The 24418-nt window shown below is 42.1% G+C and carries 20 protein-coding genes; 19 read left to right on the plus strand and 1 reads right to left on the minus strand.

Features of this window, described 5'->3' with window-relative positions:
- The first annotated feature begins 326 nt into the window (after positions 1-326).
- Positions 327-1919, plus strand: a complete 1593-nt coding sequence (aceB, locus tag V3595_RS03345; RefSeq protein WP_485905723.1) for a malate synthase A — start codon at positions 327-329, stop codon at positions 1917-1919.
- Positions 1920-1957: 38 nt separating this feature from the next.
- Positions 1958-3241 (plus strand): isocitrate lyase, encoded by a 1284-nt coding sequence (gene aceA, locus V3595_RS03350; protein ID WP_063232729.1) that lies wholly within the window; start codon positions 1958-1960, stop codon positions 3239-3241.
- Positions 3242-3326: 85 nt separating this feature from the next.
- Here the strand turns inward: aceA and ytvI are convergent, their stop codons facing one another.
- A complete protein-coding gene (gene ytvI, locus V3595_RS03355; protein WP_137018179.1) occupies positions 3327-4451 on the minus strand; it encodes a sporulation integral membrane protein YtvI in 1125 nt (374 codons plus the stop codon).
- 192 nt (positions 4452-4643) lie between these two features.
- Between ytvI and V3595_RS03360 the strand changes: the two genes are divergently transcribed.
- The 17 genes from V3595_RS03360 (at position 4644) to dnaI (ending at position 24379) form a co-directional block, all read left to right on the plus strand.
- Positions 4644-5105, plus strand: coding sequence for a DUF441 domain-containing protein (locus V3595_RS03360; protein ID WP_101222907.1), 462 nt, complete (start codon positions 4644-4646; stop codon positions 5103-5105).
- Between the two features lie 539 nt (positions 5106-5644).
- Positions 5645-6760: a citrate synthase gene (citZ, locus tag V3595_RS03365; protein ID WP_095390768.1), complete on the plus strand. Its 1116-nt coding sequence runs from the start codon at positions 5645-5647 to the stop codon at positions 6758-6760.
- A gap of 95 nt (positions 6761-6855) precedes the next feature.
- Positions 6856-8172: an NADP-dependent isocitrate dehydrogenase gene (gene icd, locus V3595_RS03370; protein ID WP_402899889.1), complete on the plus strand. Its 1317-nt coding sequence runs from the start codon at positions 6856-6858 to the stop codon at positions 8170-8172.
- 122 nt (positions 8173-8294) lie between these two features.
- Positions 8295-9230: a malate dehydrogenase gene (mdh, locus tag V3595_RS03375; RefSeq protein WP_350299684.1), complete on the plus strand. Its 936-nt coding sequence runs from the start codon at positions 8295-8297 to the stop codon at positions 9228-9230.
- 241 nt (positions 9231-9471) lie between these two features.
- Positions 9472-10191 (plus strand): response regulator transcription factor, encoded by a 720-nt coding sequence (locus V3595_RS03380; protein WP_101222903.1) that lies wholly within the window; start codon positions 9472-9474, stop codon positions 10189-10191.
- Complete coding sequence (pnpS, locus tag V3595_RS03385; protein ID WP_485905421.1) at positions 10188-11966, plus strand: two-component system histidine kinase PnpS; 1779 nt, start codon at positions 10188-10190, stop codon at positions 11964-11966. Before V3595_RS03380 ends, pnpS begins: the two co-directional genes overlap by 4 nt.
- 447 nt (positions 11967-12413) lie before the next feature.
- On the plus strand, positions 12414-13448 hold the full coding sequence (hflK, locus tag V3595_RS03390; RefSeq protein ID WP_402899886.1) for an FtsH protease activity modulator HflK: 1035 nt from the start codon (positions 12414-12416) through the stop codon (positions 13446-13448).
- Positions 13445-14377 (plus strand): protease modulator HflC, encoded by a 933-nt coding sequence (hflC, locus tag V3595_RS03395; RefSeq protein WP_241594389.1) that lies wholly within the window; start codon positions 13445-13447, stop codon positions 14375-14377. The genes hflK and hflC overlap by 4 nt, the downstream gene beginning before the upstream one ends.
- 127 nt (positions 14378-14504) lie before the next feature.
- Positions 14505-17129 carry a DNA polymerase I gene (polA, locus tag V3595_RS03400; RefSeq protein ID WP_485905422.1) on the plus strand — a complete coding sequence of 875 codons (2625 nt, stop codon included), beginning with the start codon at positions 14505-14507 and terminating at the stop codon, positions 17127-17129.
- Between the two features lie 19 nt (positions 17130-17148).
- Entirely contained in the window at positions 17149-17979 is an 831-nt protein-coding gene (gene mutM / locus V3595_RS03405) for a DNA-formamidopyrimidine glycosylase (protein WP_485905423.1), read from the plus strand.
- Positions 17980-18058: 79 nt separating this feature from the next.
- Entirely contained in the window at positions 18059-18691 is a 633-nt protein-coding gene (ytaF, locus tag V3595_RS03410; RefSeq protein WP_485905424.1) for a sporulation membrane protein YtaF, read from the plus strand.
- 21 nt (positions 18692-18712) lie between these two features.
- Complete coding sequence (gene coaE / locus V3595_RS03415) at positions 18713-19312, plus strand: dephospho-CoA kinase (RefSeq protein WP_350299679.1); 600 nt, start codon at positions 18713-18715, stop codon at positions 19310-19312.
- Positions 19313-19470: 158 nt separating this feature from the next.
- Positions 19471-20508, plus strand: coding sequence for a glyceraldehyde-3-phosphate dehydrogenase (locus V3595_RS03420; RefSeq protein WP_485905425.1), 1038 nt, complete (start codon positions 19471-19473; stop codon positions 20506-20508).
- 356 nt (positions 20509-20864) lie between these two features.
- Positions 20865-21245, plus strand: a complete 381-nt coding sequence (gene speD / locus V3595_RS03425; RefSeq protein ID WP_034311443.1) for an adenosylmethionine decarboxylase — start codon at positions 20865-20867, stop codon at positions 21243-21245.
- A gap of 270 nt (positions 21246-21515) precedes the next feature.
- On the plus strand, positions 21516-21977 hold the full coding sequence (gene nrdR, locus V3595_RS03430) for a transcriptional regulator NrdR (RefSeq protein ID WP_034309080.1): 462 nt from the start codon (positions 21516-21518) through the stop codon (positions 21975-21977).
- A 58-nt stretch (positions 21978-22035) separates the two neighbouring features.
- Positions 22036-23454, plus strand: a complete 1419-nt coding sequence (locus V3595_RS03435; protein ID WP_485905426.1) for a replication initiation and membrane attachment family protein — start codon at positions 22036-22038, stop codon at positions 23452-23454.
- Positions 23441-24379 carry a primosomal protein DnaI gene (dnaI, locus tag V3595_RS03440; RefSeq protein ID WP_241594395.1) on the plus strand — a complete coding sequence of 313 codons (939 nt, stop codon included), beginning with the start codon at positions 23441-23443 and terminating at the stop codon, positions 24377-24379. Before V3595_RS03435 ends, dnaI begins: the two co-directional genes overlap by 14 nt.
- Positions 24380-24418: the final 39 nt, after the last annotated feature.

The following is a 24418-nucleotide window of genomic DNA, read 5'->3' on the forward strand; positions in this document are numbered from 1 at the left end:
AAAAAGGTCAAACAAAAGCATCCAAGTTTTTATAGGGTGCTTTTTTGCTTTTCATTGAAATGGGAGCTTCAATGTAAATCGGATTTTGCCTGTTTCACCATTAAATGATGAATTCCATGAGAATGAAATGTGTATAATAACAGGATTTAAAAATTATTAACCCCTTTGAAACATTGGTAAATCAGGCTTTTTCATGCTAAAAAATCTTTTTTTAGATTTTTTAGAAAAAACTGGTGACAAATTTATACAACGTGTTATATAATACAAACAGGAAATAAAACAACTGTATTATAACATAGGAGTTGGAAAGGATGTGGAGAGGCGACATGATTACGGAAGCAAAAGGCTTACAAATTACAGGCAGCATTAAGCCAGGATATGAACAAATACTTACAACGGATGCTCTTCAATTCATCGAAAGAATTGAACGGCATTTCAGTGGAAGAAGGGCAGAACTTCTGGAACGTCGGAAAAGCGTTCAGGAAGAACTGAATCAAGGCAAGCTTCCAGATTTCCTTGAAGAAACGAAGCATATTCGTGAAAGTGATTGGACAATTGAGCCCCTCCCGAATGATTTGCAGGACCGCAGGGTTGAAATCACTGGACCTGTCGATCGCAAAATGATCATTAATGCCATGAACTCAGGTGCCAATGTATTCATGGCGGACTTTGAAGATGCCAATTCACCCACTTGGGAGAATTGCATTGATGGTCAATTGAATCTGCGCGATGCAATCCGTGGAACCATTTCATTTAAAAATCCAAATGGCAAAGTGTATGAATTAAATGAAAGAACAGCTGTCCTAAAGGTAAGGCCGCGCGGCTGGCATTTAGAGGAAAAACATGTCCTTTTGGATGGACAGCCTATATCAGCCAGCATTTTTGACTTTGGACTGTACTTTTACCACAACGCAAAAGCATTGATCGAAAAACAAAGCGGTCCATACTTTTACTTACCAAAAATGGAAAGCCATCTCGAAGCAAGATTATGGAATGAAATATTCGTATATGCACAGAACGATTTGAGGATTCCGCAAGGAACCATCAAGGCAACGGTCTTGATAGAAACGATTCTTGCTGCATTCGAAATGGACGAAATTCTGTACGAGCTGAAAGAACATTCGGCAGGCCTGAACTGTGGCCGCTGGGATTATATCTTTAGTTTCCTGAAAAAATTCCGTCACTCGGATGACGTTATCTTCCCAGACAGGCAGCAGGTCACGATGACCGTCCCGAATATGAGGGCATATTCCCTGCTGGCAATCAAAACATGTCACACTCGTAATGCTCCTGCAATTGGCGGGATGGCCGCGCAAATTCCTGTTAAAAATGATCCGGTTAAGAACGATGAGGCTTTTGCGAAAGTAAGGGCAGATAAAGAACGCGAAGCAAGAGACGGTCATGATGGAACATGGGTTGCCCACCCAGGTATGGTAAGCACGGCAAAAGAGGTTTTTGACCTGCTCGTCCCAAAACCGAATCAAATTTTCCGAAAACGGGAAGATGTCCATGTAACAGCTCAAGAGCTGCTTGCTGTACCGGAAGGAACGATCACAGAGGCAGGATTAAGGACGAATATTAACGTAGGCATCCAATATATCGCCTCTTGGCTAAGCGGCAGAGGTGCGGCACCCATCAATAACTTAATGGAAGATGCTGCAACCGCTGAAATTTCAAGAGCTCAAGTCTGGCAATGGATCCGTCATCCAAAAGGCATTCTCGAAGATGGCAGGAAAATAACCGAGGAATTATTCCATCAAATCAAAGAAGAAGAATTGGCGGTCATTAAATCGGAAGTAGGGGAAGAAACTTTCATATCAGGAAAGTTTGAAGAGTCTACTAAACTATTTGAACAATTGATAGAAGCGGATGACTTTGCAGATTTCTTAACCAACGCGGCATACGAAAAATTATCTTAATATTCAAAAAATATATTATAAATTAGGAGGAAATAATGATGATGAATGAGAGAGCGCAAAAATTACAACAAAGCTGGGAAAATGACTCACGGTGGACTGGTATTAAACGTCCTTATACGGCCGAAGAAGTTATTAAACTAAGAGGTTCCATCGATATTGAACAAACATTGGCACGCCGTGGTTCTGAAAAACTATGGAATTTATTGAATACAGAGGATTTCATCAACGCATTAGGAGCATTGACTGGTAACCAAGCCATGCAGCAGGTGAAAGCTGGTTTAAAAGCAATCTACTTAAGCGGCTGGCAAGTGGCGGCAGATGCTAACATCGCAGGGCAAATGTACCCTGACCAAAGCTTATATCCAGCCAACTCCGTGCCGCAAGTGGTTAAACGCATTAATCAAACACTTCAGCGTGCAGACCAAATCAGCTTTGCTGAAGGAAAAAATGATATCGATTGGTTCGCTCCAATCGTGGCGGATGCTGAAGCAGGCTTTGGCGGTTCCCTTAACGTTTTCGAATTAATGAAAGGCATGATCGAAGCTGGAGCGGCAGGCGTTCACTTTGAAGACCAGCTTTCTTCCGAGAAAAAATGTGGTCACCTAGGCGGGAAAGTCCTTCTTCCAACCCAAACGGCAGTACGTAATTTAGTTTCCGCCCGATTGGCAGCCGACGTAATGGGTACACCGACTATCTTGATTGCCCGTACGGATGCTGATGCTGCAGATTTGATCACCGATGATATTGATCCGGTCGATGCACCATTCATCACGGGTGAAAGGACTCCAGAAGGATTCTACCGCACGAACGCAGGTCTTGACCAAGCAATTGCAAGAGGTCTTGCTTATGCTCCATATGCCGACCTTATCTGGTGTGAGACTTCTGAACCTAATCTAGCGGATGCTCGCCGCTTTGCCGAAGCGATCCATGCAGAGTTCCCGGGCAAACTGCTTGCTTACAATTGTTCACCATCATTTAACTGGAAAGCGAAATTAAGTGATGAAGAGATTGCCAATTATCAAGTGGAATTGGGTAAATTGGGTTACAAATTCCAATTCGTTACACTTGCAGGCTTCCACTCATTGAACCATAGCATGTTCAATCTTGCTCTTGGTTATAAAGACCGCGGCATGGCTGCATACTCAGAACTTCAACAAGCGGAGTTCGCTAGTGAGCCCGACGGCTATACAGCAACACGTCATCAGCGTGAAGTGGGAACTGGTTACTTTGATGAAGTGGCACAAGTCGTTTCTGGTGGAACATCATCCACTACAGCACTTGCAGGTTCCACTGAAACAGAACAATTCGAGACGTCAAAATAATTTAGCTTAAAACCAAAGATCCGCCTTGTACCCGAGGCGGATTTTTAAATGGAAATCGGTGAATGCTAAGAATATTCTTGATCACTTAAGTGGTTTTCTTTGTATCCCCGATGATGAAAGTCCATATGGCCTTGAAGACATTTGCACGCTGAAGTGTATTGAATATGACAAGCACTACAGGTCCTGCAATCAGACCTAGGAATCCGATCAATTTGAAGCCGATGAACAAGGCGATGAGAGTGGCAAGCGGATCCAAACCAATACTGGAAGAAAGTACTTTTGGTTCTATTAGCTGACGTTGGACAACGACGATTATGTAAAGGACGGACAAACCGATTGCGAGACTTGTATTGCCGGCGATGAATTCAAAGATGATCCATGGGATGAAAATCGTACCTGTCCCTAAATAGGGGATGATATCGACCAGCCCGCATATCAGGGCAATGGTAATTGAATAATTCACCCCTAAAATGAGAAATCCGATTAAAATCGTGACAGTCGTCAATGAAACAAGAGTGAATTGTGCCCGGATAAACCCGAACAAAGCCCTTTTCAAATCCTTGAATAAACGCTTTGCACCCGCAAAAATCTTATCAGGCAACACTTTTCCGGTCATTCGGCCAAAGGTATCCCAATCTTTGCTGATGAAGAAAGTGCCCAGCAAGGTAAAAAGGAGTGCTGTTGCTGTAGTTGGAAACCATCCAATGATTGTGGGGATGTTCTTCAAGAAAGCTTGAATGAAGCCGCTTACTCCGGTAGTGATGGACTCACCGATATTTTGGATATTCTTGAGGACAGTGTCTTGCTGTTCGATATCCAAATTATTGAACATGGCAGCTATTTGATTATATAAAGGGATGACGGTAGTCGCGATGTATGTTTCTATATAATCCACGATGGTTTCAATGTGTTTCGGGATGACTCCGGCAAGGTAATTGGTTCCTGAAATGATCTCGGCAACCAGTAAGGTGATAAGACCTGCAAATAAAAGGAAAATGAGTAACAGGGAAACGAATACAGCCAATCCTCGGGGCAACCTCCCTTTCCTTTCGAAAAAAGTGACCAGGGGATTCATCAAGAAAGCGATTATCATGGCAATGATGAATGGATATGTATATTTAGATAAATAAAACACGGCAATCCCGCCTAAAATTACCCCTCCAACGACCAGTAAAGAGCGAATGAAACGATACATATATACCGGATTCAAGTCATATCCTCCTTCAATCATAAAGTTTGTATTATAATTGTAACGATGATGGAAAAGAAAGGAAAGATTCTTTCATCCTTCGGCTTAACTTTTTTCGCCGATGCATCGTTCCATAAATCATTTTTCTCCTAGGAAACAAGGGAGTTTGTTATGTTAAAATAACAAAAAAGAAAGGAAGAAGGTGAAGGGATTATGATCAACGGTCCTGTCGTATTTTTAATTCTGCTTGCTGCAATCGGTTGGTTTGGGAAAAATACCTCACTGATCATGGCTGCGGGTTTTCTTTTAATCATGAAACTGATTGGCCTTGATGCCAAAGTGTTTCCATACCTGGAAGCGAAAGGAATCAACCTGGGCGTTACGATCATTACGATTTCCGTACTCATACCAATAGCAAACGGGGCGATAGGTTTCAAGGAACTAGGAGACGCCATAAAATCTCCTTATGCCTGGATTGCGCTTGCATCTGGAATAGCCGTTGCGCTCATAGCAAAAAATGGGATTACGCTCCTATCACATGATCCGCACATTACCACGGCTCTTGTTTTTGGGACGATTCTTGCGGTCGCATTATTCAAAGGTGTGGCTGTCGGTCCGTTAATCGGGGCGGGAATTGCTTATTTATGCATGCAGATCTTCAATTTCTTTAAATGAAGCGAGTGGCTAAGGGTAGAAAAGTCCGTCAGTCCTGGGAATATAAATTTTCTATTTAATGTTTCATTTATTCTGCTTTGAGGCAAATTTTTAAATAAACCGTTATGAATCGCATTAAAATAAGCAAGAGAATATGTAGCTAATTTTTCTAATAAAATAATAATTTTTTCACATTTTAAGTGCTTTTCATTCCCAAAAAAGTGTTTATTGTTTATAATAATCATGTAACTGCTCTGATTTATTAAAATTGCGATTCAGAATATCATTGATATTTTTGAGGAATCTTAAAAAAAAGATGTAGTTATTGAGCAAGCGCTCACTAGGAATAGCTACAAGCATTATTTTTAGAATTTCGTATTAAAGATTATCGTACATTTTATATTGTTGGGGTCATATTCTGTGAACGCTTCCAATACAAGATGTATGTCTTCTGCTAAAAAATAGATGGTTGTTTACAAAAGCTAATTTCTTGGAAGCGCTACATTTATACGCTAATAGCAAGGGCATAGGGGAATATCTAGGAAAAGGAGAGATTTAGTATGACAGCAACAAAAGGTCTTGAAGGTGTGGTAGCAACAACTTCATCAGTAAGCTCCATTATCGATGACACATTAACGTATGTAGGTTATGACATCGATGATTTGGCTTCAAACGCAACATTCGAGGAAGTAATCTATCTTTTATGGCACGGAGCTCTTCCGAACAAAAGCCAACTAGAAGAATTAACTAAACAACTTGCTGAAAATGCTGAAATTCCAGCTGAAGTGGTTAATCACTTCAAAACATACCCAATTGATAAAGTACATCCAATGGGAGCTCTTCGCACTGCAGTATCTCTTCTTGGTCTTTATGATGAAGAAGCAGATGTAATGAGTGAAGACGCTAACTATCGTAAAGCAATCCGCATCCAAGCAAAAATCCCTACATTGGTAACAACTTTCGCTCGCGTCCGTCAAGGGAAAGAAGCTGTTGCTCCACGTACAGATTTAAGCTTTGCTGCTAACTTCTTATATATGTTAAGCGGTAACGAACCAACGGCAATCGAAGAAGAAGCATTCAACAAAGCATTGGTTCTTCATGCTGACCATGAATTAAACGCTTCTACATTCACTGCACGCGTTTGTGTGGCTACATTAGCTGATATCTATTCTGGTGTAACTGCTGCCATCGGCGCTTTAAAAGGCCCACTTCACGGCGGAGCTAACGAACAAGTCATGAAAATGCTTACAGAAATTGGTTCAGTTGATAACGTTGAGCCATATATCAACGAAAAATTAGCCAATAAAGAAAAAATCATGGGCTTTGGCCACCGTGTATACCGTAAAGGTGATCCTCGTGCTAAACACCTTAAAGAAATGTCACAAAAACTGACTGAACTTACTGGACAACCGCAATATTATGATATGTCCATCAAAATTCATGAAATCGTAACCGGTCAAAAAAACCTTCCGCCGAACGTGGATTTCTATTCTGCTTCTGTATACCATAGTTTAGGTATCGAGCATGACCTATTTACACCAATCTTTGCTGTAAGCCGTGCTTCAGGCTGGATCGCTCATATCCTTGAGCAATATTCAAACAACCGCCTTATCCGTCCGCGTGCAGAGTATGTTGGACCAGGTATGCAAAAATACGTACCGATTGAAAACCGCTAATTAAAAGTTTTTTCGAAAAATCATTTTTTATTTCATCGAATTTGTAGTAAATTAATAGATGTGAGTAAAAAAGGTTAGTGGTTCTGCCTTATTTAATGGCAGGCCATCTAACCTTTGAATTTGAATCGGAGGTAAGAGACATGACACAAAGCCAAAAAATCACAGTTACTAACGGTGCTCTTAACGTACCAAACAATCCAATCGTTCCTTATATTGAGGGAGACGGAATCGGTCCTGACATCTGGGCTGCAGCATCCCGCGTTTTAGACGCAGCAGTTGAAAAAGCTTACAATGGCGAAAAGAAAATCGAATGGAAAGAAGTTTTAGCTGGACAAAAAGCATTTGACCAAACGGGCGAATGGCTTCCACAAGAAACTCTTGATGTCATTAACGAATATCTAATCGCTATTAAAGGACCTCTTACAACTCCAATCGGCGGCGGTATCCGTTCATTGAACGTTGCATTGCGTCAAGTTTTGGACTTATTCGTATGTCTTCGTCCAGTACGTTACTTTGAAGGTGTACCTTCACCAGTTAAACGTCCAGAAGACACTGACATGGTCATCTTCCGTGAAAACACTGAAGACATCTATGCTGGTATCGAATATGCAAAAGGTTCTGACGAAGCTAAGAAATTAATCGAATTCCTGCAAAATGAATTCGGTGTTACAAACATCCGTTTCCCTGAAACTTCAGGTATCGGAATCAAACCGATTTCAGAAGAAGGAACAAAACGTCTTGTTCGCTCTGCACTTAACTATGCGATCAAAGAAGGCCGTAAGTCATTAACGCTTGTTCATAAAGGTAACATCATGAAATTCACGGAAGGTGCATTCAAAACTTGGGGTTATGAAGTTGCAGAACAAGAATTCGCCGATAAAGTGTTCACATGGAACCAATATGACAAAATTAAAGATGCTGAAGGCACTGAAGCTGCTAACAAAGCACAATCTGCTGCTGAAGCTGAAGGCAAAATCATCGTTAAGGATTCCATTGCTGATATCTTCTTACAACAAATCCTGACTCGTCCTAAAGAGTTTGATGTTGTTGCAACAATGAACTTGAACGGAGATTACATTTCTGATGCATTAGCTGCACAAGTTGGCGGAATCGGTATCGCTCCAGGAGCAAACATCAACTACGAAACTGGACATGCCATCTTCGAAGCAACTCACGGAACGGCTCCTAAATATGCTGGTCTTGATAAAGTTAACCCATCTTCAGTTCTTCTTTCAGGCGTTCTTTTACTTGAGCACCTTGGCTGGAACGAAGCTGCAAACAGCATCACAAAATCAGTGGAACAAACAATCGCTTCTAAAGTTGTTACATACGACTTTGCCCGCCTAATGGAAGGTGCAACAGAAGTTAAATGTTCTGAGTTCGCAGACGAGCTTATCAAAAACCTTAAATAATTCATCATATGCTTTCTGGAAAAGTGCCTGAACGGGCTGCTTTTCCAGGAGGCTTATATATATTTTCAAGAGAATGTTAAAAGTATTCCAAAAGTATTTATATATTTTAAGGAGGAAATAACATGTCTAAACGTAAAAAAATCACAGTGGTAGGTGCTGGATTCACTGGCGCTACAGCTGCATTCCTTGCAGCTCAAAAAGAACTTGGGGATATCGTTTTGGTTGATATTCCGCAAGCTGAAAACCCTACAAAAGGTAAAGCCCTTGATATGGCGGAAGCAGGACCTGTTCTAGGTTTCGATGCTAATATCATCGGTACATCCGACTATGCAGAAACTGCTGATTCCGACGTAGTGATCATCACTGCCGGAATTGCCCGTAAGCCCGGCATGAGCCGTGACGACTTAGTTCAAACTAACCAAAAAGTTATGAAATCAGTAACAAAAGAAGTAGTTAAATATTCCCCTAATACAACAATCATCGTTTTGACTAACCCTGTAGATGCAATGACTTACACTGTATACAAAGAATCTGGTTTCCCTAAAGAACGCGTTATCGGACAATCAGGTGTACTTGATACAGCTCGTTTCCGCACTTTCGTAGCTCAAGAATTAAACTTATCCGTTAAAGATGTAACTGGTTTCGTACTTGGCGGACACGGAGACGATATGGTCCCTCTAGTGCGTTACTCTTATGCAGGCGGAATTCCTTTGGAAACATTGATCCCTCAAGATCGTTTAGAAGCAATAGTGGCTCGTACCCGCACCGGCGGCGGAGAAATCGTAAACCTTCTTGGAAACGGAAGCGCATATTATGCACCAGCTGCATCTCTAGTGGAAATGGCTGAAGCGATCCTTAAAGATCAACGTCGCGTTCTTCCATCCATCGCTTATCTTGAAGGTGAATACGGCTTTGAAGGTATTTACCTTGGAGTGCCGACTGTACTTGGTGCAAACGGTATTGAACAAATCATTGAACTTGATTTGACTGAAGATGAAAAGGCTGCACTTTCAAAATCAGTCGAATCAGTTAAAGCTGTTATGCAAGTCCTTCAATAAGAGATCATGAATAGACTGCCCGGATATTGGAAGAAAAGGCCAAGGCCTTTTTCCGACTCCGGGCAGTTTTTTAATCCGCTTCAAAAGAATCCTGGAAATTATAATCTCCCTGCTGAAGATAGGAATAACTTTATTTTGGTTTTTTTTATGTGTAATTTTCATATAATATTCTTTATAATGGAATTGGATGAGTAGACCAAGGAATTGGTCTTTTGGGTAATACATAATTCAGGAGGATCTAATGTCAAAGAAAATTCTCGTAGTGGATGATGAGCAATCAATAGTTACCTTACTTCAGTACAATTTAGAACAATCAGGCTATACGGTTATCACAGCTTTGGATGGAGAACAAGGGCTGGAGGCTGCCGTGGATATACGCCCCGATTTAGTGGTATTGGATTTGATGCTGCCTAAAATGGACGGGCTTGAAGTATGTAAGCAGCTTCGCCAGCAAAAAATCAATATACCGATCTTGATGCTGACAGCTAAGGACGATGAATTTGACAAGGTGCTGGGACTGGAACTAGGGGCGGATGATTACTTGACCAAGCCATTTAGTCCCAGGGAGGTAGTGGCACGGATTAAAGCCATTTTAAGAAGATCCCAGTTGCAATCGAACGGAAGTGAGTCAAGTCAGGATCAGGAAGATGGTCTCTTGAAATTAGGGGAATTGAAAGTGTTCCCGGAACGATACGAAGCATTCTTTGATGAACAGCAATTAGAATTGACTCCAAAGGAATTTGAATTACTTTTATACTTGGCGAAGAATAAAGGAAGAGTGCTGACCAGGGATCAACTGCTCAGTGCGGTATGGAATTATGATTTCGCGGGAGACTCACGGATCGTCGATGTCCATATTAGCCATCTTCGTGAAAAAATAGAGAAAGATACAAAAAAACCTCTCTATATTAAAACGATAAGGGGCTTGGGGTATAAGCTTGAGGAGCCTAAAAAAGAATGACGACCTATCGTAAAAAGCTCTTATATACCCTCATCACATTGGTGATGGTCGTCCTGATGGCCGTGGGCTTTTTATTAGGACACTTGTTCAAAAGTTATTATATTAAAACGTTCAATGAGCGTATACAGAACGAAACATTTTTCATTTCTACATATATTCAGGAGCATGGCGGAATCGAGTCCTTTTTGGAAAAAGGGAAGACGGCAAAATTGACACCCCTTTTAGATTCGAATTTAACCATTCTCTCCACGAGTGGGGAAATATTATACGATTCCACATCATCCAATGAAATACTTAAAAGCCATGCCAATGTCCTTCGCAAAATAACTTTGGAAAAAGGGCTTAAGCATGGGGAAGGGTATGAAGTGGTCGAAGGGGAATCGGACCTCCATTATTATTGGAAGACGGTTGAAAAGGGTGGCGAGATTGAAGGCTTTGTCGTCCATAGCAATGAAATAGAGGCCATCCATCAAGTGAATAAACAAATGTGGCAAATATTGATCATTTGTTTAGGGGTTGCCTTGATCATCATTCTCATGCTTGCGAGCAAAATCACTTCATATTATACCCGTCCGATCGAAGAGGCGACGATGGCAGCCATTGAACTGGCAAAAGGGAATTACGGAACCCGGACATTCGGGCGGCATTCCGATGAAACGGGAATGCTGACAACTTCCTTGAACATATTGGCGAGGAACCTTCAGGAAACAGAGGTAGCGAGGGAAATGAATCAGGATCGTTTGGAAGCACTTGTTGAAAATATCGGTAGTGGAGTCTTGCTGATAGACAGTAAAGGGTATACGACCTTAATCAACCGGGAATTCAAGAAAAGCTTCCATGTGAACGCCGCTACGTTTTTGTTTCAGGAATATTATTCGGTCATTAAAGATCAGGAAGTGATAGCCATCATCGAAGAGATCTTTCGAACGGAAAAAACGATAAAACGACAGGTGAAGATACCGCTTGCCATAGAACGTAAGCATTTTGAGATTTACGGGGCTCCGATTATCGGGAATCATGATGAATGGAAGGGGATCCTCCTCATTTTCCATGATATCACCGAATTGAAAAGGCTCGAGCAGATGCGGAAGGATTTCGTCGCTAATGTGTCCCATGAATTGAGGACTCCGATCACTTCCATTAAAGGTTTTTCTGAAACATTGTTAGATGGCGCACTAAAAGACGAAAAGACCCTAAAGCACTTTTTATCGATTATCCTGAAAGAAAGTGACCGGCTGCAAGAACTCATTCAGGAGCTTCTGAATTTATCCAAAATGGAGCAACAGGAATTCGTTTTAAACGCAGGGGTCGTGGATATTACGAAAGTACTTGGCGAAATACAAGAGATGCTTATAGGCAAGCTGAAGGAAAAAGAAGTATCCCTTGAAATTAAAACATCACCGGAACCAGTATTCATTGAAGGGGAATCTGACAGGATCAAACAGGTTTTCATTAATTTGATTACGAACGCATTGACCTATACACCAAATGGCGGCAGGGTCACCGTTGATATCATAGAAAATGAACAGACGGTCGATATTGCAGTTCAAGACAGCGGGATCGGCATCGAAGAAAAAGAACTGCCAAGGATCTTTGAACGGTTTTACCGGATTGATAAGGCGAGGAGCCGCGATTCAGGAGGAACGGGCATTGGACTGGCAATCGTCAAGCATATAATTGAAGTCCATAAAGGTAAAATCAACGTCGAAAGCACACCTGGAACAGGGACGACTTTTACAGTCACTTTAAATAAAAGCTTAAAAGGGAAAATGTAGCGGGTTTCTTATTTACAAGTCCTTTACAATTCCTTAAAACGGTCTTCATAATGCAGGGGTACAATGGTTGTACAACCCCTCATCCAAGGAGTTAAACATTGACAGAGACATAGTCTCTGTTTGATTTTTTTGTATAAGTTCAATCTAAATTTTAAAGCAAAGTTGATTGGAACAGGTGAGCGAAACTCCGGTAGAAATAGACCGTCCAAGGAGACCCCGCAAGCGCAAAGGGCGGACCGCCCGCGGAAAGCGAGTGCCCAACGTTCCAATTGTACAAAACCCTTAAAAAACTTTAGACAGAGACATAGTCTCTGTCTTTTGATTTTGGCTATATTCCCCGGGAACCATTCCTCTATCCTATTTTTCTAGGAAAATATTTGATTTTTATGAAACTTTAGGCCCTTTCTTGCGTAAATAAGATATAACTGCAAAGAAGGGGTGATACATATCGTTAGCTTAAAAAGGATATATACGATCACAGGACTTGTCTTTCTTATTTTAATTTTAGGTGTAGTTGCGATATCGACCTGGTACACGGTTGATGAATCCGATCAAGCTGTCATAATGACGTTTGGTAAAGTGGAGGAGACGATAACGGAACCAGGACTTCACTTTAAACTGCCTTGGCCCATTCAATCGGTCGAGAAATTATCTAAAGAAACATTCAGTCTTAAATTTGGATATAAGGAAGAGGATGGAGAGGTGACGAATTACCCGAGTGAAACCAAAATGATTACGGGTGATGAAAATATTGTGCTGGCCGACCTAGTGGTTCAGTGGAAAATCACCGACCCTCCAAAATATCTATACAATGCAGATGACCCAGAAAAAATATTATACGATACGACTTCAGCTGCATTACGGAGCATTATCGGCAGCACGAAAATCGATGATGCCCTTACATCTGGAAAAGCGCAAATCGAAGCGGATGTACGCGATTTATTGTCACAGCTAATGGAGAAATATGATGTCGGGATTTCCATATCTGCGGTTAAACTCCAGGACGTGGAGTTACCGAATGAAGAAGTGCGGAAAGCATTTACCAATGTAACGGATGCCCGGGAAACGGCGAATACGAAAATCAACGAAGCGGATAAATATGAAAATAAGCGTATGAATGAAGCGGAAGGGGAAAAAGATGCCCTCATTTCTCAGGCTAATGGGGATAAAGCTGCCCGTACGGAAGCTGCCCGCGGGGATGTAGCGGTCTTTGAAAAATTACTCAGTGAGTATAAGGGCAATAAGGGGATTACGAAGGACCGCCTTATTATTGAGACCCTTGAGGAAGTATTGCCGAATGCTGAGATTTATATTATGAATGATGATGGAAACACAATGAAGTACTTGCCGCTTCGCTCGCTTGAAAAGGAGGAAACGAAAAAAACTCCTGCCCCTGATGAAGCCGCTATACCTGAAGAAGAAACGAAAAAAGGGAATGCATCGGAAGAAAAAGCGACAGGGGAAGGGGGCGCTAAACAATGAGCGGAAAAATAATAGATTTCTCTGAACTCAAAAAAGGGAATTTTCATTGGAGGGGCTATGTGAGATTCGGCATTTTCCTGATTATTATCATCGCGCTGCTGCTAATCATCTTCACCAATGTATATATCGTCAAAGAGGGAGAATATAAAGTCGTCCGCCAATTCGGTGAGGTGGTAAGGATCGATAAGACCCCGGGATTGAAAGCGAAGGTGCCATTCATTCAGAGTGTCGTGACCTTGCCGAAGTATCAGATGAGTTCTGATGTTTCAGAAGCGGAAATCAATACGAAAGATAAAAAGCGGATGTTGATCGACAACTATGCCGTTTGGAGAATAGAAGATCCGAAGAAATTGATTACAAATGCAAGGACACTTGAGAATGCCGAAACGAAAATGGAAGAGTTCATCTATTCGGCAGTTCGTTCGGAGCTGGGCCAGCTGAATTATGATGAGATCATCAATGATGAGAAGTCATCCAGGGGAAGTTTAAACGACCGCATAACCGAAAAAGTCAACGATCTGCTGCAAAAGGACAGTTATGGCATCAGTCTGACGGATGTCAGGATAAAGCGGACTGACCTGCCTGCCGAAAACGAAGCGTCCGTCTTCAAGAGGATGATTTCCGAGCGGGAATCGAAAGCGCAAGAATACCTATCAAAAGGTGATGCGAAGAAAAACCGTATCATTGCGGATACTGATCGGAAAGTGAAAGAATTGCTTTCTACTGCTGAGGCTGATGCAGAAGTGATCAGGGCTGAAGGAGAAGGGGAAGCAGCGAAAATCTATAATAAGTCGTTTTCCAAAGACCCCGAATTTTATAAACTATACCGGACTCTTGAATCCTACAAAAAAACGATCGGAGATCAAACGGTCATCGTTCTTCCTTCGGATTCCCCTTATGCCAGCTTGTTAATGGGAAATACTAAATAACCTTGATGCCGTCATTTTTCTTTCCGCTTCTACTCATGGTAGAATAGAGAAAGAAAATGAACGGCTTTTTGCGTTTTTATATAGAAGCTATAACTACATAAACCTGTATGACTGGAGGAAGACGGATTTGGATAAAAAGCTAGTACTAATAGATGGAAACAGCATTGCATACCGTGCGTTTTTTGCGCTTCCGCTCTTGAATAATGATAAGGGGGTCCATACGAATTCCGTGTACGGATTTACCATGATGCTCAACCGCATTCTTGAAGAAGAAAAGCCAACGCACATACTTGTGGCATTCGATGCGGGTAAAACGACATTCAGACATGCATCATTTAAAGAATATAAGGGAGGGCGCCAAAAAACGCCGCCAGAATTATCGGAGCAATTCCCTTTCATTCGCGAGCTGCTTGATTGTTTTCAAATAAAAAGGTATGAACTGGAGAACTACGAAGCCGATGATATTATTGGTACGCTTTCTTTGCAAGCGGAAAAAGATGGTTTTGAAGTGAAGGTCATTTCCGGTGATAAGGATTTAACGCAATTATCCTCCTCTAGTACGACGGTTTCCATCACGAAAAAGGGGATTACTGAAATTGAGGAATACACTCCAAAGTATATACATGAAAAATACGGTCTTTCCCCTTTGCAAATCATTGATTTAAAAGGGCTGATGGGAGATGCCTCCGACAATATTCCCGGTATTCCGGGTGTTGGTGAAAAGACTGCCCTTAAATTATTGCATCAATTTGAAACAGTTGAAAACCTTTTGCAGTCGATTGATGAGGTAAGCGGACAGAAATTGAAAGAGAAAATAGAAGAACATAAAGACCTGGCAATATTAAGCAAAGAGCTGGCTACAATAACGAGGGAAGCGCCGCTTGAAGTTTCCGTAAACGAGACCGAGTATACTGGCATGGATCAGGATCGAGTCATCTCTTTCTATAAAGAGCTTGGCTTTTCGACTTTGCTCGATAAATTGGATGTAACGGAAAGTACACCGCTTGAACAGGAGAAGATTGAGGTTCACACGTCTGAAATGACAGAAGGAATGTTTGCGGATGAAAGTGCTTTGTATGTTGAAATTTTAGAAGATAATTATCATCGTGCTGATATAATAGGGATCGCCATCAGTAATGAACAAGGTCATTTTTACTTCCATGGAGACGATGCTCTGAGTTCCGGGGCCTTTAAATCCTGGGCAGAGGATGAAACAAAAAAGAAAACGGTTTTCGATGCAAAGCGTACGGTTGTGGCACTTCGCCATCGAGGAGTCGAAATAAAAGGCATCGATTTTGATGTATTTTTGGCATCCTATATCCTGGATCCGGCAGAGTCAGTGGACGAAGTGGCAGAAATCACGAAAACTCAAGGTGCTATCCGCCTTGAAACAGATGACGTTTTTTATGGAAAAGGTGCAAAACGCAAAATACCTGAGGAAGCTGAATTGAGGGAGCATATCGCCAGAAAAGCGAAGGCGATTCTGTCCCTGAAAGAACCGATGATTGATAAGCTGCAAGAGTTCGAGCAATTTCACCTATTTACGGAACTGGAGCTGCCACTGTCGATCATCCTGGCCAATATGGAATGGCAGGGAATCAAGGTGGATATAGGCCGACTGAAAAACATGGGACAGGAATTAGCCATTCGCTTAAGAAACATCGAGGCACGAATTTTTGATTTGGCTGGAGAGGCGTTCAATATCAATTCACCTAAACAGCTTGGGGCCATCCTGTTTGAAAAGTTGGAGCTTCCTGTCATGAAGAAAACCAAAACAGGTTATTCGACGTCAGCCGATGTGCTTGAAAAACTGGAGAGCAAGCATGATATCGTTAAGGAGATACTATTGTATCGCCAGCTTGGTAAGTTGCAGTCCACTTATATTGAAGGGTTGCTTAAGGTGGTCAATGGCAAAACGGACAAGGTGCACACCCGGTTCAACCAAGCATTGACCCAGACCGGCCGGTTAAGCTCAACAGATCCCAATCTGCAGAATATCCCGATCAGACTGGAAGAAGGAAGGAAAATCAGGCAGGCCTTCATTCCTTCCGAAAAGGATTGGATCATTTTTGCTGCCGACTACTCCCAGATCGAGTTGCGCGTTCTGGCGCATATCGCCAATGACAGCGGATTGGTGGAAGCATTCCAAGCCGGGATGGACATCCATACAAAGACAGCCATGGATGTGTTCCATGTATCCTCAGAGGAAGTCACTTCGAACATGAGGCGCCATGCCAAAGCGGTCAACTTCGGAATCGTTTATGGTATAAGTGATTACGGGCTATCGCAAAGTCTTGGCATCACGAGAAAAGAAGCTGGAGAGTTCATCGAGAAGTATTTAAGAAGCTTTCCTGGTGTTCAGGAATATATGGAAGAAAGCATACATGAGGCCCGTCAAAAAGGGTATAGCACGACTCTGATGCAAAGAAGGCGCTATATACCTGAGATAACAAGCAGGAATTTCAACATAAGGAGCTTTGCCGAACGGACAGCAATGAACACGCCGATTCAGGGCAGCGCCGCGGATATCATCAAGCTTGCCATGATAAACATGAATAAGCGCCTGAAAAGTGAAGGGCTTAAAACGAGAATGCTTCTTCAGGTGCATGATGAATTGATTTTTGAAACCCCTCCTGAGGAACTGGAAATCCTTAAAGTGATCGTTCCGGAGGAAATGGAAAATGCCATTGAATTGAACGTGCCCCTTAAAGTGGATTATGCTTTCGGGCCAACATGGTTTGATGCCAAATAATAAAAGATAGGTGATTGCAATGCCAGAACTTCCAGAAGTGGAAACAGTCAGAAGAACGTTAGAGCAGCTCGTACTCGGAAAAGAGATCAAGGAAGTGTCCGTCTTCTGGCCAAAGATCATTAAAGCGCCTGAGCCTGTCGAACAGTTTCAGGATGCCTTAAGGGGGCAGACGATTTCTGCAATAGGCCGTCGGGGCAAGTTCCTCATTTTCACCTTGGATGATTATTCGCTGGTTTCGCATTTAAGAATGGAAGGGAAATACGGCGTACATCCAAAAGAAGAGCCGTATGATAAACATACCCATGTAATCTTCACTTTCACCGATGGCAGTGAACTTCGGTACAGGGATGTCCGGAAATTCGGAACAATGCATCTATTTGCCAAAGGGGAAGAATTTGAGCAGTTGCCCCTATTGTATTTAGGGCCTGAACCGTTGTCTGAAGATTTTACTGTCGAGGGGCTAAGTAGGAAGTTGGCAAGAACCAACAGGAAAATCAAGCCCGTTCTCCTTGATCAAACGGTTGTCGTCGGGATTGGGAATATATATGTGGACGAGTCATTATTCCGTTCCGGTATCCATCCGGAGAGAATGGCATCTTCACTCTCGTTGCAGGAAATCAAAACGTTGCATGCTGAAATCATTGCGACGTTAGGTGAAGCTGTGGAAAAAGGCGGAAGTACGATTCGTTCATACATTAATTCCCAAGGGCAAATCGGCATGTTTCAGTTGGAACTGAATGTTTATGGACGAAAAGGCGAGAACTGCAAAACATGCGGCACGCCACTTGAAAAACTGGTTGTTGCAGGACGCGGCACACATATTTGCCCGTCATGCCAGCCGCTAAAATAGCTAATGTTTTTTCAAACACATCGGATGGGCTCCTTCCATATACTAGGGTAGCAACGAGTAGGGAAGGAGTAATATTCCGATGTGGCTACAAATTATTTTTCTCGCTTTTGCAGTTAGTATTGACGGATTTGGCGTAGGTTTGACATTCGGTATGCGGAAGATGAAAATCCCCTTAAGGTCAATAGCAGTCATCTCATTTTGTTCTGCATTGAGTTTAGGCATAGCGATGGTCATCGGACAATTCATCAGTCAGCTCATATCTATCGGGGCGGCTGAAAAAACAGGCGGCATCATCCTCATTTTTCTTGGTGCCTGGATGGTATACCAGTATTTTAAGCCTGAAAAAGATTTGAAAGATGATAGATATCATGAAAAGATCATCTTTAATTTTGAAATTAAATCACTTGGGGTAGTCATTAATATTTTACAAAAACCATTGAATGCCGATTTTGATAAATCAGGTACGATTACAGGTGTCGAAGCGCTTGTTCTGGGGTTTGCACTTTCGCTGGATGCGTTCGGGGCCGGAGTAGGAGCGGCTATGATCGGGATTTCGCCGATCATCCTCGCAGGGTGCATCGCTGTTATGAGTTCGATTTTCATTTGGAGCGGAATTCAAAGCGGGAAATTGCTTTCAAATAATAAAGTTGTCCAGCATTTGACCTTTCTTCCAGGTGTACTATTGATTATCATCGGTGTATTCAAGTTATGATAAGTTTAAAAGGGGGAGCTTATGGGACAAATCATCGGAATCACCGGAGGCATTGCCAGTGGGAAAAGCACCGTCAGCCTCTATTTACAGGAACTCGGATTCACGATTGTCGATGCAGATCTGGCTTCCCGTGCTGTCGTTGAGCCAGGTGAAGAAGCCTATCACCAAGTTGTGAAGGCATTTGGTGAAGATATCTTATTGACGGATGGGAATATAGATCGCGTAAAGCTCGGGTCGATCATATTTAATGATCAAGAAAAGAGATTGCTATTGAATGGCATCGTGCATCCTGCCGTCAGGAATTGGATGCGGCTGAAAACGGAAGCGGCACTATCATCGGGAGAAGAAACGGTGTTCATGGATATTCCGCTCCTATTCGAAAGCAAGCTGACATTCATGGTGGATAAGACGCTTTTGATCTATGTGGATGAGCAAGTTCAATTGCAGCGATTAATGAACAGGAATGGTCTTTCGGAGACGGAGGCACTTGCCAGGATCAATTCGCAAATGCCCTTGGCCGATAAAAAGGCTTTAGCGGATGCCGTCATCGATAATAATGGTGACATTAATGAAACGAAGCGTCAAGTGAAGTCCATACTTAGCGAATGGTATGTCATATAATCAACACAAAAAGAAGAAACCGCCCGGTTTCTTCTTTTTGTGTTGAAAAAATAAGAACAATCCGCATTTTTATTAGCACAATTCCTTTGAATTATGTTATACTAATTACATGTGGAAGGTAATAAGTATAACACTAATATTTCTGGAGGGTCCGAACAATGAATTCAAGAATAGCGATTAACGGATTTGGGAGAATTGGAAGAATGGTTTTCCGAAAAGCCATATTAGATGAGAGTTTGGACATTGTTGCCATTAATGCAAGCTATCCAGCTGAAACTTTAGCACACTTACTAAAATATGATACGATACATGGTAAATTCGACGGTATCATTATAGCTGAAGATGATTCACTAGTAGTGAATGGCCGCCGAGTAAAACTAATAAATAACCGCGATCCAAAGCTATTGCCTTGGAAAGAGATGAACATAGATATTGTAATTGAAGCCACTGGCAAATTCAATGATCGTTCTAAAGCGGCTCTTCATTTAGACGCAGGAGCAAAAAGAGTTATATTATCAGCCCCGGGTAAAAATGAAGACGTTACCATTGTAATGGGAGTAAATCAGGAAGTGCTGGACATTGACAAGCATTTCGTCATATCCAATGCATCTTGTACAACGAACTGCCTTGGACCGGTTGCAAAAGTGCTTGATGAAAAATTCGGCATAAACAACGGTTTAATGACAACGATACATTCTTATACAAATGATCAAAATAATATCGATAACCCGCACAAAGACTTGAGACGTGCCCGTGCCGCTGCGGAAAGCATGATTCCTACGACTACAGGAGCTGCAAAAGCCATCTCACTAGTGTTGCCGCAATTAAAAGGCAAGCTTCATGGAATGGCGATACGCGTACCGACACCTAACGTATCTTTAGTCGATCTTGTTGTGGATTTAAACCGTGATGTCACGATTGAAGAAGTGAACCAAGCCTTCATCGATGCTTCAGAAAATGAACTAAAAGGAATCATGGAATTCACGATGGAACCTTTAGTTTCCAGCGATTTCAAAACGAATCCACACTCTGCAATCATCGATGGATTGACGACGATGATGATCGGGGACAGGAAAGTGAAGGTCCTTGCTTGGTATGATAATGAGTGGGGTTACTCCAACCGTGTAGTGGACCTAGTGAAATTGGTTGGTTCCGAGTTGAAAAAAACTTCCGAAGTCGAATTATCAGTGAAATAAAATGAAAAAACCGAGCCTGCTAAAATTTTTTAGCGGGCTATTTTTAATGCAGTGATCCATGAATTCCTGGCTGCTTTATGGCGCTGAATAAACCGAAGACAGAATTTGCTCCACATTGGAACCTTCGCTATATCCCAATTACATATAAAGTTTATCTTTCCAAAAATTCAATTTGGAGTTGCAAAAAAAATTCAAACCATATATACTATGAATCGTGAACTTCTTCAAAAGCGGTTTGCATGATGGCTACTTAAAGGGTTAGGACCTCTTTGGACTAACTTTCCCCCGTGGTAGTTATCAGAACTTATTTTTAAATCATGGTAAGGGGGAAGCTTAATATGGAAACAGCTTACACTATGGAAACAATGGGTAGACACGTCATTTCTGAACTTTGGGGTTGTGACTTTGAAAAACTGAACAATATCGATTTAATTGAAAAGATTTTTGTTGATGCTGCTTTGAAATCAGGTGCAGAGGTACGAGAAGTTGCCTTTCACAAATTTGCTCCACAAGGAGTCAGCGGGGTTGTCATCATTTCGGAATCACACTTAACGATTCACAGTTTTCCAGAACACGGCTATGCGAGCATTGATGTCTATACATGCGGTAACTTGGATCCGAATATTGCGGCAGATTATATTGCAGAAGCTTTGAATGCGCAAACACGTGAAAACATAGAATTACCACGTGGATTAGGTCCTGTACAAATGAAAAAAGCCAATATAAGTGCCCTATAAAAAACACGTATACACAGAGATGCCATGGGTGCATCTCTTTTTTAATGCAATCAATCGGCAGTCTGCTTCCCTTTATAGGGGAGGATGCCCTTGCAGCATAAAGACTTTGACAACGGTGCTTCAACGGCAGAACAAAAAGTGCCTGCTGCTGGAAGTTACACTTTTTACTTGTACTGGCCGTTCCATTTAATATAAGATTAAGATAGAGAAGTAATTCCTTGGGGAACATTTAGATAGGGGAGTCCTACATAAAATACGGAGCTGATAATGATGAAATGCCCATCATGTCAATATAACGGAACAAGAGTGCTCGATTCCAGGCCAGTCGATGAAAGTAAATCGATTCGACGACGCCGTGAATGTGAGGCATGTGGTTTTCGATTCACGACATTTGAAAAGGTGGAGGAAACACCGCTTATTGTAGTGAAAAAGGGCGGGACGCGGGAAGAGTTCAGTCGTGATAAAATCCTGCGTGGCTTAATCAGGGCTTGCGAAAAACGTCCGGTTCCCTTGAAAGAACTAGAGCAAATTACCAGTTATGTAGAAAAAGAACTACGCAACCAGGGCATATCGGAAGTGAAAAGCGACAGTGTCGGCGAGATGGTGATGGACAAGCTGGCAGAAGTCGATGAGGTTGCCTATGTAAGGTTCGCATCCGTCTATCGACAATTTAAAGACATCAATGTCTTTATCGATGAATTGAAAGATTTGATAAATAAAGAAAGAAAGTAGAGCTGAAGATTCACTTTGGCTCTTTTTTCACTACATCTTTTGAAAGGTTTGAATGGAGATGTCAAAGCATTGGCAAGAATTGCTCCCAGCTGATTCATATTTGGTCTCATCTGCGGGGCTGCTTCATGATTATGATCGGAAAATACTTACCCGACTATATCAACCTCTTATTGGACCTATCTGCATTAGCCTATATATGACGTTATGGAGTGAGTTGGAGGAAAACAGGCTATGGTCGGAAACCTCCTCACATTATCAATTAATGAATACCATCGGCCTTAAGTTAGGTGATATTTACGAAGCACGGCTTTTACTTGAGGGAATCGGTCTGTTGAATGTATATAAGAAATCGAAAAATGAAACGAAGGAATTCATCTATGAGTTAAACCCGCCGCTTTCCCCCCAGCAGTTTTTCACGGATGGAATGCTGAATATTTACTTATACAAAAAAATCGGTAAAGCGCAATTTAACCGGTTAAAGAGATTCTTTTGTGATGACCATATCTTAACCGATCAATATGAAGGTGTGACTAAATCTTTTGCGGAAGTATTCTCATCAGATCATTTGGACTCTTTGTATGTAACGGATGAAGCGAAAGATGAATGGCAACCGATGCCTGAACAGCAATACATCGATCGGACGGAAGGCGTCGAGCCAGCGGGGTTTGATGACTTATTTGATTTTGACCTTTTATTTGCCGGGATAAAATCCTCGATCGTACCGAAAAAGGCCTTTACTCCGAAAATAAAAAGTACGATTGCCAAACTTGCTTTTTTATATGGCATCGATCCGCTTGAAATGCAAAAACTAGTAATGGATGCCGTTTCATTGGATGATGAGATCGATGAGGAAGTGCTCAGAAAGGCGGCAAGGGACTGGTACCAGATCGAACGGCAGGCCGATATGCCTTCCCTTGTCAATCGGGTGCAGCCGATTCGTGAACGGACACAAAAAGAGGAACCGAAAACACAGGAACAAGAGTTAATCCGTCATTTGGAGACGATTTCTCCAAGGGAGCGGCTGATGCAATTGTCTGGCGGTGCAGAGCCATCAAGCGGTGATTTGAAAGTGGTTGAGGGCGTGATGATCAATCAAAAGCTGAATCCGGGTGTCGTCAATGTATTGATTGAATATGTCATGCTCAAAACGGATATGAAGTTCACGAAGGGCTATGTCGAAAAGCTGGCAGGCCATTGGGCACGGCTGAAGGTCTCCACGGTGGTCGAGGCGATGGAGCTGGCTAAAAATGAACACCGGAAATATCAGGACTGGGCTCAAGGAAGCAGGAATGCTGCGAAGGGCAGCCGGAAAAAGGCGATACGGGAAGAAGTGGTTCCGGAGTGGCTTGAGAAAAAAGAAGAAGCACAGCAGGAGCAGAATGCAGATCAGCCTGAATTGGATGCCCAGAAACGCGAGCTTCTGGAGAAATGGAAGCTGTGGAAAGCAGGAGGTGAAATGAACGATGGAAAAGATTAATAGGTCCCTTAATAAATTGGCCAATACAAATCAATTTCAACAGCGTTATGAAAAGCTGAAACAGGAGATTTTTGAAAACGAACAAGTGCGGTTATTTATGAATGCCAACAGCTCGACGGTCACGAAGGAAATGATTGATAAAAACTTGGGGAAGCTTTATGAGTTCACTTCACAAAGCAATAAGTGTGATAAATGTCCGAGCTTGGATGGCTGCATCAATATGATGCAAGGGTATTATCCCAAATTGGTGGTTCAAGGGAAAGCCCTGAACCTGCATTATGAAGTCTGCCCGCGGAAATTGGCAGAGGATGAAAAGCGGAAACGGGAAAAGTTGATCCGCAGCCTGTATGTACCGAAGGATATTTTAAAGGCGAGCATTGAAGACTTTACCCAAACGGATAATGAAAACAAACGCTTGTCTGTCTTAAGTAAAGCGATGTCGTTCATTATGGAATATGAGCCAGGTAAAAGGCAAAAAGGCTTATATATATATGGGAAATTCGGTGTTGGGAAAACGTACTTATTAGGTGCGATCGCCAATGAACTTGCAAAAAGGCAAATTTCCTCCCTTATTGTCTATGTACCTGACTACTTGAGGGAACTTAAGGGATCGATAGGTGATAATACGGTCAATGAAAAAATTGAAATGGTGAAAACGGCACCTGTCCTCATGCTTGATGATATTGGAGCGGAGTCCATGACGAGCTGGGGACGCGATGAGGTTTTTGGTCCGATTTTACAATTTAGGATGCTGGAAAACCTGCCGACGTTTTTCACTTCGAATTTTGACTTGAATGGCCTGGAGAACCACCTGACCTTTTCACAGCGTGGTGAGAAGGAAGAAGTGAAGGCGGCCAGGGTACTGGAAAGAATTCAATATTTAGCTGAGCCGGTCAAGCTTGATGGCGTGAATCGGAGAAGATGAAGAAAAGTGGTCTCTTAATGGAGGTCACTTTTTTCTTCT

The sequence above is a fragment of the Bacillus sp. CFBP9009 genome, from assembly GCF_036541465.1.
In the GTDB taxonomy this organism is placed as follows: Bacteria; Bacillota; Bacilli; order Bacillales; family DSM-1321; genus Peribacillus.